At 61.1% G+C, this 12,635-nt stretch carries 15 protein-coding genes and 1 pseudogene; 6 read left to right on the top strand and 10 right to left on the bottom strand.

The genetic code is table 11. The features are described 5' to 3' along the window. Position 1 precedes the first annotated feature (1 nt). The 3 genes from SNL23_RS14725 to SNL23_RS14715 all read right to left on the bottom strand — a co-directional run bounded on the left by SNL23_RS14725 (position 2) and on the right by SNL23_RS14715 (position 2,663). Positions 2–628: a LysE family translocator gene (locus tag SNL23_RS14725; RefSeq protein WP_076017386.1), complete on the bottom strand. Its 627-nt coding sequence runs from the start codon at positions 626–628 to the stop codon at positions 2–4. A gap of 63 nt (positions 629–691) precedes the next feature. Continuing rightward, on the bottom strand, positions 692–2,038 hold the full coding sequence (locus SNL23_RS14720) for an NCS2 family permease (RefSeq protein WP_003212843.1): 1,347 nt from the start codon (positions 2,036–2,038) through the stop codon (positions 692–694). Positions 2,039–2,228: 190 nt separating this feature from the next. After that, positions 2,229–2,663: a MarR family winged helix-turn-helix transcriptional regulator gene (locus SNL23_RS14715; protein ID WP_010176086.1), complete on the bottom strand. Its 435-nt coding sequence runs from the start codon at positions 2,661–2,663 to the stop codon at positions 2,229–2,231. An 82-nt stretch (positions 2,664–2,745) separates the two neighbouring features. Here SNL23_RS14715 and SNL23_RS14710 point away from each other — a divergent pair, with 82 nt between their 5' ends. Together SNL23_RS14710 and SNL23_RS14705 are read left to right on the top strand one after the other, a co-directional pair. Then, the gene (locus SNL23_RS14710; RefSeq protein ID WP_318302580.1) at positions 2,746–3,912 is read left to right on the top strand and encodes an aminotransferase-like domain-containing protein; all 1,167 of its coding nucleotides are present in this window, start codon (positions 2,746–2,748) and stop codon (positions 3,910–3,912) included. Between the two features lie 10 nt (positions 3,913–3,922). Further along, positions 3,923–4,525 carry a glutathione S-transferase family protein gene (locus SNL23_RS14705; RefSeq protein WP_167662525.1) on the top strand — a complete coding sequence of 201 codons (603 nt, stop codon included), beginning with the start codon at positions 3,923–3,925 and terminating at the stop codon, positions 4,523–4,525. A gap of 12 nt (positions 4,526–4,537) precedes the next feature. Here the strand turns inward: SNL23_RS14705 and SNL23_RS14700 are convergent. After that, positions 4,538–4,627, bottom strand: a pseudogene (locus SNL23_RS14700) (outer membrane lipoprotein carrier protein LolA); the annotation flags it as partial. Further along, on the bottom strand, positions 4,608–5,501 hold the full coding sequence (locus tag SNL23_RS14695) for a LysR family transcriptional regulator (protein WP_318302579.1): 894 nt from the start codon (positions 5,499–5,501) through the stop codon (positions 4,608–4,610). The pseudogene SNL23_RS14700 and the gene SNL23_RS14695, both read right to left, overlap by 20 nt. Before the next feature lie 130 nt (positions 5,502–5,631). Here SNL23_RS14695 and SNL23_RS14690 point away from each other — a divergent pair, with 130 nt between their 5' ends. From SNL23_RS14690 to SNL23_RS14680, 3 genes are read left to right on the top strand one after another with little or no spacing between them, the layout of a single operon-like run. Then, on the top strand, positions 5,632–6,924 hold the full coding sequence (locus tag SNL23_RS14690; RefSeq protein WP_318302578.1) for a CitMHS family transporter: 1,293 nt from the start codon (positions 5,632–5,634) through the stop codon (positions 6,922–6,924). A 1-nt stretch (position 6,925) separates the two neighbouring features. Next, positions 6,926–8,257 (top strand): acyclic terpene utilization AtuA family protein, encoded by a 1,332-nt coding sequence (locus tag SNL23_RS14685; RefSeq protein WP_076017392.1) that lies wholly within the window; start codon positions 6,926–6,928, stop codon positions 8,255–8,257. Beyond that, positions 8,254–8,571 (top strand): AtuA-related protein, encoded by a 318-nt coding sequence (locus SNL23_RS14680; RefSeq protein ID WP_076017393.1) that lies wholly within the window; start codon positions 8,254–8,256, stop codon positions 8,569–8,571. Before SNL23_RS14685 ends, SNL23_RS14680 begins: the two co-directional genes overlap by 4 nt. A gap of 114 nt (positions 8,572–8,685) precedes the next feature. Here SNL23_RS14680 and SNL23_RS14675 read toward each other — a convergent pair whose 3' ends face one another. The 5 genes from SNL23_RS14675 to SNL23_RS14655 form a co-directional block, all read right to left on the bottom strand. Continuing rightward, the gene (locus SNL23_RS14675; RefSeq protein WP_076017394.1) at positions 8,686–9,057 is read right to left on the bottom strand and encodes a glutathione S-transferase N-terminal domain-containing protein; all 372 of its coding nucleotides are present in this window, start codon (positions 9,055–9,057) and stop codon (positions 8,686–8,688) included. Between the two features lie 104 nt (positions 9,058–9,161). After that, a complete protein-coding gene (folE, locus tag SNL23_RS14670; protein ID WP_024076633.1) occupies positions 9,162–9,707 on the bottom strand; it encodes a GTP cyclohydrolase I FolE in 546 nt (181 codons plus the stop codon). 79 nt (positions 9,708–9,786) lie between these two features. Next, entirely contained in the window at positions 9,787–10,344 is a 558-nt protein-coding gene (locus SNL23_RS14665; RefSeq protein ID WP_010176067.1) for a Smr/MutS family protein, read from the bottom strand. A gap of 75 nt (positions 10,345–10,419) precedes the next feature. Further along, a complete protein-coding gene (locus SNL23_RS14660; RefSeq protein WP_076017396.1) occupies positions 10,420–10,740 on the bottom strand; it encodes a hypothetical protein in 321 nt (106 codons plus the stop codon). A 130-nt stretch (positions 10,741–10,870) separates the two neighbouring features. Then, complete coding sequence (locus SNL23_RS14655) at positions 10,871–11,461, bottom strand: cysteine hydrolase family protein (protein ID WP_076017397.1); 591 nt, start codon at positions 11,459–11,461, stop codon at positions 10,871–10,873. Between the two features lie 240 nt (positions 11,462–11,701). Here SNL23_RS14655 and prmB point away from each other — a divergent pair, with 240 nt between their 5' ends. Then, positions 11,702–12,610 carry a 50S ribosomal protein L3 N(5)-glutamine methyltransferase gene (gene prmB, locus SNL23_RS14650; RefSeq protein WP_167662521.1) on the top strand — a complete coding sequence of 303 codons (909 nt, stop codon included), beginning with the start codon at positions 11,702–11,704 and terminating at the stop codon, positions 12,608–12,610. Positions 12,611–12,635 lie beyond the last annotated feature (25 nt).

Genomic DNA, 12,635 nt, shown 5'->3' with positions numbered 1-12,635 from the left:
GCTAACGGCTCAGCAACGACGCTGCGCCGGCTCCGGAAAACAACCCGGCACTGACCCGGTTGAACCAGCTTTGGCCCTTGCCGCTGCGCAGATACCGCGCAGCGCCATGGGCGCCCAAGCCATAGGCCAGTTTGCACAGCAGGTCGAGCACGGTCCAGGTGGCGATCATGATCAGCAGCTGCGGCAAAAAGGCCTGCTGGGCACTGAGAAACTGCGGCAGGAAGGCGGCGAAAAACAGGATGTCTTTCGGATTGCTGGCGCCCAGCACAAAGGCCCGGCCAAACAGCGCGCGAAAACGCGGGGTGGCGGCCACTTGCGGCACGTCGGCACCGAGTGACGGCTGCCGCGATTGCTGCCAGCTCTGCCAGGCAAGATAAAACAGGTACAGCGCGCCGACGATCTTCAGGGCGCTGAACAGCTGCTCCGAGGCCAACAACAACGCGCCCAAGCCCAGCGCCGAGGCGCTCAACAGGCAGATGGAAGCAATCACCCCACCGAGAAAGGCCGGGTACGAACGGCGCAAGCCGTAGTTCAAACTGTTGCTGATCATCAGCAAGGACAGGGGGCCGGGGATCAGGATCACCACCAGCGCAGCGCCGCTGAACAGCAGCCAGGTTTCCAGACTCATTGCATTCCTCCATTCGTACAAAAGCCCCACCCGACGGGGTGAGGCAGGGTCAAGCCAGTTGGCCTACAGGAACGCGAACTTGGCGATGAAGATCGCGCACAGCACCCACAGGCTGATGGAAATTTCCTTGTGTTTACCCGTGCCGGCCTTCAGCGCCACGTAGGTGATAAAACCCAACGCGATGCCATCGGCGACGGAGAAGGTCAGAGGCATCATGATCGCCGTGACGATCGCCGGAATGCTGTCGGTGGCGTCGTCCCAGTTGATGTGAGCCATGCCGCTCATCATCAGCATCGCCACATAGATCAACGCGCCTGCGGTGGCATAAGCGGGAATCATGCCAGCCAGCGGCGCAAAAAACATCGCGGCGATAAACAACACGCCAACCGTAACGGCCGTCAGCCCGGTACGGCCACCGGCGGCAACCCCGGCGGCGCTTTCCACGTAACTGGTGACTGGCGGCACGCCGACCATGGCGCCGAACACGCTGGAAGCACTGTCGGCTTTCAGGGCGCGGGAGAGGTTTTCGATCTTGCCATCGGCATTCACCAGGCCTGCACGCTGGGCCACGCCCATCAAGGTGCCGGCGGTGTCGAACATGTGCACAAACAGGAAGGCGAACACCACGCTGATCATGCTGACGTTGAACACGCCCATCACGTCCATCGCCATCCAGGTCGGTGCCAGGCTTGGCGGGGTAGCGAGGATGCCGTGGTACTCCACCAGGCCCAGGCCCCAACCGGCGAGGGTCACGGCGATGATGCTGATCAGGATCGCGCCGAATACCCGGTGGTAGCTGAGGATCGCAATCAACAGGAAGCAGATCGCCGCCAGCAGCGGGGCGGGCTCATGCAGGGAGCCGAGCTTGATCAGGGTGGCCGGGCTTTGCACGATGATGCCGGCGGTTTTCAGGCCGATCACCCCGAGAAACAGTCCGACACCTGCGCCCATCGCGTGGCGCAGGCTCACCGGAATGCTGTTGAGCAGCCACTCGCGAATACGCGAGAGCGTCAGGATCATGAACAACACACCGGAGATAAACACCGCACCCAGTGCCGTCTCCCAGTTGTAGCCCATGGTGCCGACCACGGTGTAGGTGAAAAACGCGTTCAGGCCCATGCCTGGTGCCAGGCCTACCGGCCAGTTGGCGTAGAGCCCCATCAACAGGCAACCCAGTGCGGCGGCGATGCAGGTGGCGACAAACGCCGCGCCGTGATCGATGCCGGCGTCGGCCATGATGTTGGGGTTGACGAAGATGATGTAGGCCATGGTGATAAAGGTCGTGAGGCCAGCGATCAGCTCGGTCTTCACTGTGGTGCCATGCAAGCGGAGTTTGAACAGGCGTTCCAGCCAACCGTTGTGGGTTGGCGAGAGGTCGAGCGTAGGGGCTTCGGATTTGCGGCTTTCCACAGCAAGTACTCCTCAAGAGTTTTATTGTTATTTCCAGCGCCGGACACATGAGTGGGCAGCAGCGCTTTGAGGTACCAGCGGGTTTTGTTGACCAATAGGTCAGGAACTCGCACGAAGCGAATTATGCTTTTGTATACAAATAAAGCAAATAATGTTTTCTATTTTGTGTGCGAAAAGGATGAAAGGCAATTCAGGATTGGCCGCCGAGTGCCTTGTTTACCGCCAGCCAGCCCTCTACTGCCGTCTCGCCAGCCTCGGCAAACGCCCGTTGCAGAAGCTTCACTTGCTCGCGACGCAGGGATTGTTCGAAACGCTGACCTTCTTCGGTCAACTCCAGCAGGCGCTTACGTTTGTCGGTCTCGGACGCCACGCTGTTCACCAAGTGCATCTCCTGCAACTGGCGCAGCGGCATGTTCAACGCCTGTTTGCTCACGCCGAGCAATTCCAGCAACTCCTTGACGCTCAAGGCCGGGTAGCGCGCGATAAAAAACACGATGCGTTGATGCACCCGGCTCAGGCCCCGGCGCTCAAGCATTTCGTCGGCCTTGGCGGTGAACGCCTGGTAGCCGAAGAAGAAGGCTTCCATGGCGGTTTGTTGGCTGGTCTGGTTTTTAAGGTCAAGCATATTGACGTATCTGCCCAAGTCGTCGTAATTTCGGTCAACCAGTTTGACGTATTTTCCTCAGGCTTCGCTACCGGTGACCCATATGGCCTTCTCAGAACGTGTTTCGCGCCTCAAAAGCTCCTTGATCCGTGAAATCCTCGCGGCGGCGCAAAAGCCGCAGGTGATGTCCTTCGCCGGTGGCCTGCCGGCCGAAGTGATGCTGCCCAAGCTGGATTGGGAAGGCATGCCGCTGAATATTGGCCAGTACGGCATGAGCGAAGGCGAGCCGCAGTTGCGTGAGTTGCTGGCGGCCGAGGCGCGGGGGCTGGGTATTGCGTGCCAGGCCAGCCAGGTCATGGTGGTCAGCGGCTCCCAGCAAACCCTGGATTTGGCGGCCAAGTTGTATATCGACAAAGGCAGCAAAATCCTGCTGGAAGGCCCGACTTATCTCGCGGCGTTGCAGATATTCCAGCTATTCGGCGCCGAGTGCCTGACCGTGCAGCTTGAAGCGGACGGTCCGGACCTGAAGGCGCTGCGCAGCAGCCTTGAGCAGCATCGTCCGTCCTTCGTCTACTTGATCCCGACGTTCCAGAACCCCTCGGCGGTCCGCTACAGCGAGGCCAAGCGCGAGGCCGTCGCCGCGCTGCTGGACGAGTTCGGCGTGACCCTGATCGAAGACGAGCCCTACCGCGAACTGACCTTCGACGGCGGCAGCGCGCAACCCATCGTCAGCCGGCTGAAAAAGGCCAGCTGGATCTACACCGGCACCGTATCCAAGACGTTGTTGCCCGGCCTGCGGGTCGGTTACCTGATCGCCAGCCCGGACCTGTTCCCGCACCTGCTCAAGCTCAAGCAGTCGGCGGACCTGCACACCAACCGCGTTGGGCAGTGGCAGGCAATGCAATGGATCGGCACCGAGAAATACCAGCACCACCTGGTGGAACTGCGCAGTTTCTACCGAGGCCGCCGCGATGCATTCCAGGCTGCACTGGCGCGGCATTTCAGCGACCTGGCCGACTGGCAAATACCCCAGGGCGGATTATTCTTCTGGCTGACCTTGAAACAGCCGCTCGATACCCGCACCTTGTTGGCACCTGCGCTCGACCAGGACATCGCGTTCATGCCCGGTGAGCCGTTCTTTTCCGAGCCGGATAACCATCACGGTCACCTGCGGCTCAATTTCAGCCATATCGACCCGGCGCGTTTGGACGAAGGTCTCAAGCGTCTTGCCGCGGTGGTCCGTCAAGCACAGCACGCGCAAGCGGCATAGGGGAGCCTCCATGTACAAGGTTTACGGCGATTACAAATCGGGCAACTGCTACAAGGTCAAACTCATGCTCAGCTTGTTGGGCATCGACTATGAGTGGATCAATGTCGACATCCTGAACGGCGACACCCAGACCGCAGAGTTCCTGGCCAAGAACCCCAACGGCAAGATCCCGGTGCTGGAACTCGAAGACGGCACCTGCCTGTGGGAATCCAATGCGATCCTCAACTTCCTCGCCGACGGCAGCGAGTTCCTGCCCACCGAACCGCGCCTGCGCACCCAAGTGCTGCAGTGGCAGTTTTTCGAGCAGTACAGCCATGAACCGTATATTGCGGTTGCGCGGTTTATCCAGTTTTACCTGGGGCTGCCGGAAGATCGGCTGGAGGAATACAAGAAGCTGCACAAGGGCGGTTATAAAGCCCTGAAGGTGATGGAGCGTCAGTTGCAGTTGACGCCGTACCTGGTGGGCGACCAGTTCTCGATTGCCGATGTGGCGCTGTATGCCTACACCCATGTGGCGGATGAGGGTGGTTTTGACCTGGGCGCTTATCCGGGTGTGCAGGCGTGGTTGAAGCGCGTGGCCAGCCATCCAAAGCATGTGCCGATGCTGGGCTGATCACCGGTCTTCTACTGTAGGAGCGAGCTTGCTCGCGAAAAACGCAAGAACCCCGCGGGGTATCAAGTGCCCCGCGTTATCGTTAACGTTCTTCGCGAGCAAGCTCGCTCCTACAGAGTTCGAAGCACCGTTCTGCCGCCGGGCTCAACGGCTGCCCACTCCGACTGATCAACCCGATCTCCCGGTTCACCCCCGGATGATTAATCATAATCCGCTTCAACCCTTCCAGGCTGTCCGCCGCCGATTCCGGCAACACACTGATCCCCAAGCCCTGCCGCACCAACGCCAACACGGTCGACATGTAGTTGGCCTCCATCCCCGCGAGCATCGTCAGGCGTGTTTCGTCGAACAACGCGTCCACCTGTTCCCGCACGCTGCTGTCGCGGCCGGTGAGGATGATCGGCTGCTCGGCCAGTTGCTCCAGGCTCAACTTTGCAAAGCGAGTCAGCGGATGATCCAGCGGCACGAACGCACATAACCGATCATTCAGCACTGGCACAAACGCCAGCCCATGACTCAACCGCGCCCGCACGCCAATGCCGAAATCCACCTCGCCCGAACGCACTTGCGCATGAATGCGATGGGCCACCAGGTCATGCAAGCGCACCTCGATCCCGGCAAAACGCTCGCGAAACAAACGCAGGGCAGGCGGCAATGCACCGGCGCACACGGAGGGCAGGGCGGCGATGGTCACCACGCCTCGACGTAGCGCCGCAAGGTCGCGGGAGCCGGTGACGATGTTGTCCAGGTCCAGCAATAGCTTCTCCATCGGCCCGCGTGCGTCCAGGCCGGCGGCGGTGATGCTGACGTGGCGCGGGCTGCGGTCGAGCAGGGCAACCCCGAGCCATTCCTCCAGTTGTTGAACTTGGACGGTCAGTGCCGAGGGCGATAGATGCAGTTCGTTAGCCGCCTTGGTGAAGCTGCCCGTGCGGGCTACGGTGAGAAACGCCTGGATATGCTGGATCGAATTTTTCATTTTTATTTTGCTCGAACGTTTTGTTTTTTCGAATGTGGAGTGCCGAATATTCCAATTTACAAAGCCTAACGCGATTCCAATACTCCAGGAAAACAATAACCGGCCGAAAACGCCGTTCTGGAGTTACCCCATGCTCGCTACCCTGGGTGTCATCACCATCCTGTGCCTGCTCACTGCCGTCATGAGCAAACGCCTGTCGCCACTGGTGGCCCTGATCGCCTTGCCGATCATCGCCGCGCTGCTCGGCGGTTTCGGCCTGCAAACCAGCGCCTTCATCATCACCGGCATCAAGAACGTCGCCCCCGTGGTGGGCATGTTTGTGTTCGCGATCCTGTTTTTCGGGATCATGACCGATGCCGGCATGCTGGATCCAATCATTGATCGCATCCTGCGCACGGTAGGGACGCGTCCTACACGGATTGTCGTCGGTACCGCGACCCTGGCGTTGCTGGTGCACCTGGACGGCTCCGGCGCGGTGACCTTCCTGGTGACGATCCCGGCGATGTTGCCGCTGTATACGCGATTGGGGATTGATAAACGCATCCTCGCGTGTGTGGCGGCGATGGCGGCCGGGGTCAACTTCCTGCCATGGACCGGCCCGGTGTTGCGCTCTTCGGCGGCGTTGCATGTGCCGGTGGCGGACTTGTTCCAGCCGCTGATCCCGGTGCAGATCGTCGGCCTGGTCTTTGTGTTTGCCTGCGCCTGGTGGCTGGGCCACCGTGAAGAAAAACGCTTGGGGCTGGGCGCCGGTTCCAGTGTGGACGCCGTGCCGCAACGGGTGCTCAGCGAGGAGGACATTGCCCTGCGTCGCCCGCGGCTGTTCTGGGTCAACCTGATCCTGACGGTGCTGGTGATGGTGGTGATGATTGCCGGTTGGGTCGACCCGGTGGTGATGTTCATGCTCGGCACCGTGGTGGCGTTGTGCATCAACTACCCGAACGTCGACGCCCAGCGCGCGCGGATCGATGCCCACGCAAAAACCGCCCTGACCATGGCCAGCATCCTGCTCGCCGCCGGTGTGTTCACCGGCATCATGCAAGGCACCGGCATGCTCAAGGCCATCGCCGAAGTGGCGGTGGCGCAGATTCCGGCGGGCCACGGCAAGCTGATCCCGGCGGTGGTGGGCTTCCTGTCGATGCCGTTGAGCATGCTGTTCGATCCCGACTCCTACTACTTCGGCGTGATGCCGGTGATTGCCGAAGTCGGCAAAGCCCTGGGCGTCGACCCGCTGCAAGTGGCCCAGGCCTCGTTGCTGGGCGTGCACACCACCGGCTTCCCGGTCAGCCCGCTGACGCCCGCGACCTTCCTGTTGGTGGGCCTGTGCAAGATCGAACTGGCCGATCACCAGCGCTTCACCATCCCCTTTCTGTTTGCCGCGTCGGTGTTGATGACCCTGACGGCTTTGCTCCTGGGAGTGATTTGACATGAAAACCTTGCGCATCGGTTCCGGCGCCGGCTACTCCGGTGACCGTATCGAGCCTGCGGTGGAATTGGCCGAACAGGGCGACCTGGATTACCTGGTCTTCGAATGCCTGGCTGAACGCACCATCGCCCTGGCGCAACAGGCGCGGATCAGCGATCCACAAGGCGGTTACGACCCGCTGCTGAGTGAGCGCATGCGCCGCGTGCTGCCCTTTGTCGGCCAGCCCGGCGGGCGCCGGCGCTTGCGGGTAATTACCAATATGGGCGCGGCCAACCCTGTGGCGGCGGCAGTGGAAGTGCGCCGGATTGCCAGTGAGCTGGGGCTGAACCTCAAGGTGCTGGCGGTGATTGGCGATGACGTGCTTGAGACCCTGCGGGGCCAGCCGGAGCAGTTGCTCGACAACGGCCAGACCCTTGGCTCATTGGGCGATCGGCTGATTTCCGCAAATGCCTACCTGGGTGCCGACGGCATTATCGACGCGTTGCGCGCCGATGCCGACGTGGTGATCACCGGCCGGGTGGCAGACCCTTCGTTGTTCCTGGCGCCGCAGATGTTCGAATTCGGTTGGGCTGGCGATGATTGGCAACGCCTGGGACGTGGCACGCTGGTGGGGCATTTGCTGGAATGTGCCGGGCAGGTCAGCGGTGGCTACTTTGCCGATCCGGGTTTCAAGGACGTGGACGACCTGGCACGCCTGGGCTTTCCGTTGGCCGAGATTGATGCCGACGGCGAGGCACTGATCACCAAGGTCGCCGGCACCGGTGGGCGGGTCAGCCGGGCCACGTGCACCGAACAACTGATCTACGAAGTGCATGATCCGGCCGCCTACCTTACGCCGGACGTGTGCGCGGATTTTTCCGGGGTGGCGTTTACCGAAGAAGCCGTGGACCGGGTGCGAGCCCATGGCGCAAGTGGACGGCCAAGGCCAGAGCAGTTGAAAGTCAGTGTCGGGTATCTGGATGGCTGGATCGGCGAGGGTCAGATTTCCTACGGCGGCCCGGGTGCGATCGCCCGTGCGCAGTTGGCTCGCGATGTAGTCCTCAAACGGTTGGAACTGACCGGCGTGCGCATGCAGGACGTGCGTGCCGAATTGATCGGCATCGACTCCCTGCACGGCCCGCGCAGCACTGTTGAACCGTGGGAAGTGCGCCTGCGCGTTGCCGCCCGCTGCGAAGAACGCAGCGAGGCGGTGCGCGTCGGCAATGAAGTGGAAACCCTCTACACCAACGGCCCCTCCGGCGGCGGTGGCGCGAGCAAGAGCCTGCGCCAGGTGGTGGCGGTGGCGTCGTTATTGCTGGCGCGCAATGCGGTCAACCCGAGGATCGAGTCATGAAGCTGCATACCCTGGCCCATTCGCGTACCGGCGATAAGGGCGACACCTCGAACATCTCGATCATTGCGTATCGGGCCGAGGACTATCCGCTGCTCTGCGAGCAATTGACGGCTGAGGCGGTGGCGGCGTTTTTTGCGCCGTTACTGGAGGAGGGCGCAGCACCGGTGCGGCGTTATGAGCTGCCCAATGTGCAGGCGCTGAACTTCGTGTTGCCGGGGATCTTGCGGGGTGGGGTGACGCGGTCGCTGGCGCTGGATGCCCATGGCAAGTGCCTGGGCTCTGCATTACTGGATATTGAATTGCGCTCCCTGTAGGAGCGAGCGTGCTCGCGAAAAACCTGAGAATCCCGCTGGGTGCCAGGCTTCCCGCGTTATCGTTTGCGACCTTCGCGAGCAAGCTCGCTCCTACAGGGGAAGCGTGGCCGGGCTTCAGACCGCCGCAAACCGCTTGTCCAGGTAATCGATGATCACCTTGGAGTCGTACATCCAGGTGGTCTGGCCGTTTTCTTCAATGCGCAGGCACGGCACCTTGATCTTGCCGCCTTGCTCCAGCAGGGTCTGGCGATCCTGTTCGTTGTTCTTCGCGTCCTTCAAGGCCACCGGCACGTTCAGGCGGTGCAGGGTGCGGCGGGTCTTCACGCAGAACGGGCAGGCGTGGAATTGATACAGCGTCAGGTCCTTGGCCGCCTGGTCAACCAGGGCTTGGGCGCTCGCCGGGCGTTGTTGCTTGCGCGGGCGGGTGATGAAGTCGCCGAAGATGATGATCTGGCCGAGGCCTACTCGAAGCGCTTTAACGAACACGGTTATAAACCTCTTGCCCTAGACTTAAGGGGCCGCAGCTTACCTGATTTTTCACAGGCGAAAAAAAACCGGCGATGAACGCCGGTTTTTCCAGGTGCTGCGTATTACTTGATCAGGCTGAGAAACTCGCTGCGGGTCGCCGCGTTTTCGCGGAACTCACCCAGCATCACCGACGTGATCATCGACGAATTCTGCTTCTCCACACCGCGCATCATCATGCACATGTGCTTGGCCTCGATCACCACCGCAACGCCCAGGGCGCCGGTGACCTGCTGGACCGCATCGGCGATCTGGCGGCTGAGGTTTTCCTGGATCTGCAGGCGGCGGGCATACATATCGACGATACGCGCGACCTTCGACAGGCCCAGCACTTTGCCGCTCGGGATATACGCGACGTGAGCCTTGCCGATAAACGGCAGCAGGTGGTGTTCGCACAGCGAGTACAACTCGATGTCCTTGACCAGCACCATTTCGCTGTTGTCAGAGCTGAACAAGGCACCGTTGGTGACCTCTTCGAGGGTCTGTTCATAACCGCGGCAAAGATACTGCATGGCCTTGGCTGCACGTTTTGGCGTGTCGAGCAGGCCCTCGCGGGAGACGTCCTCGCCGAGTTGGCCAAGGATCTCTGTGTAATTCTGTTCCAGGGACATGAAACTACCTAGTAGGGTTTTCGCAAAGGGCAAGGGTACGGCGGCCAACACATCGCTGCAAGCCTGACGATGGCACTTGTTACTCGTCGCGGCCTTCCATCATGGTGCGCTTGAGCATCACATACACCGCACCAGCGCCGCCGTGACGTGGCTGGCATGAGGTAAAACCGAGCACTTGCGAGTGCTGGCGCAGCCAGGTGTTGACGTGGCTTTTGATCATCGGCCGCTTACCGTCCAGGCGCACAGCCTTGCCGTGGGTGACGCGCACGCAGCGGATTTCGAATTTGGTGGCTTCGGCGAGGAACGCCCAGAGGGTTTCGCGGGCTTTTTCGACGGTCATGCCGTGCAGGTCGAGGCTGCCTTCGAACGGAATCTGGCCGACCTTGAGCTTGCGCATCTGGCTTTCCTGCACGCCGTCGCGGGCCCACATCAGCTCGTCTTCGGGCCCTACATCGATAACGAACTGATCCGACAGGCCGTCCACGGTGGTGGCGTCCGTGCGCACGGTCGCGGCCTGGCGCAGCTTGGCGATCTGGGCGCGGTCGGTCTTGGGTTTGCCGGTCTCGGCGCGATCGTGCTTGATCGGCTTGACGCCGCGCAGCTCGTTCTTGAATAGGGAAAAATCGTCGTCTTGCATGTCAGCCTCCGCGAAGGGCGGGCAGTTTACCTAATCGCGGCGGCTTGATGCGCAACAAACGCTATCTGTACGCCATCAGTCGTGCTTTTTCATCAGGTGCGAGGCGATGTTCAGTGACAGGGGCTGGCGCATGCGCCGACGGCAACGGCGCCACAGCCAGACGCCGAACCACAGCACCAGCAGGCCGATCACCAACAGTATTGCAGAACCGCCCGGGCTGGCGTTCAGTTCGCCCAAAGCCGGTGAATGTCCAGACAAACCAGCGGCACCGGCAATTGCCAGCAGCACGCCCACGATCGCAAACAGCGCGGCAAAGCCGGCGCCGATGCGCAGACGCCAGTTGCTCGGGCCCTTGGGGCGCAAGCGACGAGCATCAAAACCATCGGATATCTTCATTCCGACCTTTCCTCCAGGGTATCGGCCCTTCGACCGGAAGATACACAGGTTGTTCCGGGTACAGAGGCAATTGCAGCAAATGACAGGTATTTGCGGATGAGCGGGCGGCTACCCGCTCATCGAAGGTCGATCAGATCAGATCTTTGGTCAAGGCGAGGGTGGCGAAGTTGTCGGCCATGATGGCCATTTCGGTCTGCTGCACGTGGTCGGCGCTGAGGATGCCGCCCTTGTACGGCAGGTCGCGGGTGGCGCAGGCGTCTTCTACCAGGGTGCAGCGAAAGCCCAGGTTCTTTGCCGCACGCACGGTGGTGCTGACGCTGGAGTGGCTCATGAAGCCGCAGACAATCAGGTCCAGGGAACCGAGGTCTTGCAGGTGCTTCTCCAGGCCAGTGCCATGGAAGGCACTTGGCAGCAGCTTGCCGATGATGGTCTCGTCGGCCTGGGGCTCGAGGCCTGGAATGAATTCACCGCGCTCGCCCTGGGGATCAAACAGCCCGCCGACTGTGCCCAAGTGGCGCACATGCACGATCGGGCGCCCGGCGTTGCGCGCGGCAGCGGCCAGTTGCTTGACGTTTTCCACAGCCGCGTCCATGCCCGAGAGGGCGAGGGGACCGCTGAGGTATTCCTTCTGGGCGTCGATGATCACGAGGGTCGCATGGTTCAGGTTCGCCGCTGCGTAACCACGACCGCTGAGTTGAAACATCGTCTTTGGAACGGACATTCTGGGGCTCCTGTGAGTGGGGCTTTTGTGACATTGTCCTCTGGCTGAGCGCTTCTGTGAATCGCTACCATCGTAAGGTACGCCGTTGTTGGCGTGTAGCGATGTCAATAGGTCACTACGTTTAGGCAAAAGCCACGTTTAAGATGAAATCCGACGTGCGGCAAAGGGTTTTTTCGTACATCGTCGGTACAGCTTAAGACTGTTAGAATCGCCGGTCGTTTTTTCCAGGAGCTTGCCCCCGTGATCACTTCTCGCCTGCGCACCTTGCGCGACCACATCCGATGGGCCGTCAGCCGTTTCCATGGGGAAGACCTGTTTTTCGGGCATGGCACCGATAACGCCTGGGACGAAGCTCGGCAACTGGTGCTCGGCGCCCTGCACCTGCCGTGGGAAATTGCCGACAGCTACCTGGATTGCAACCTGGAAGAAGAGGAAATCTCCCACGTGCAACGCTTGCTGCACCGCCGCATCCATGAGCGCGTGCCGACCGCCTACCTGTTGAAGGAAGCCTGGTTCTGCGGCATGTCGTTTATCGTCGATGAGCGCGTGCTGATTCCACGCTCACCGATTGGCGAACTGATCGAAAACCGCTTCGAACCGTGGCTTGGCACACCGCCAGCACGCATTCTGGACCTGTGCACCGGTTCCGGTTGCATCGGTATTGCTTGCGCCTACGAGTTCCAGAACGCCGAAGTGGTGCTGGGCGACTTGTCCTTCGAAGCACTGGAAGTGGCCAACCAGAACATCGAGCGCCATGGCGTCGACGAGCGGGTCTATACCGTTCAGGGCGATGGTTTTGATGGTTTGCCGGGCCAGCGTTTTGACTTGATCGTGTCCAACCCGCCCTATGTCGATGCCGAAGACTTTGCCGACATGCCGGATGAATACCAGCACGAGCCGGAACTGGGCCTGGCTTGCGGGGATGACGGTTTGAACCTGGTTCGGCGGATGCTGGCCGAGGCGGCAGATCACTTGACCGAGAAAGGCTTGCTGATTGTTGAGGTGGGCAACAGCCAGGTTCACGTCGAGGCGTTGTACCCGGAAGTGGACTTTGCCTGGCTGGAGTTCCAGCGCGGTGGGCACGGCGTGTTCATGTTGACGGCTGAGCAATGCCGGGCGCATCAGGCGGTGTTTGCCGCCAGGGTTTAACCGCTTCCAAGTGAGTAACGCGGTC

The sequence above is a fragment of the Pseudomonas sp. SED1 genome (assembly GCF_034044025.1).
Classification (GTDB): domain Bacteria; phylum Pseudomonadota; class Gammaproteobacteria; order Pseudomonadales; family Pseudomonadaceae; genus Aquipseudomonas.
The sequence above is the reverse complement of the archived record's forward strand: the minus strand, read 5'-3'. Positions and strand labels throughout refer to the sequence as shown.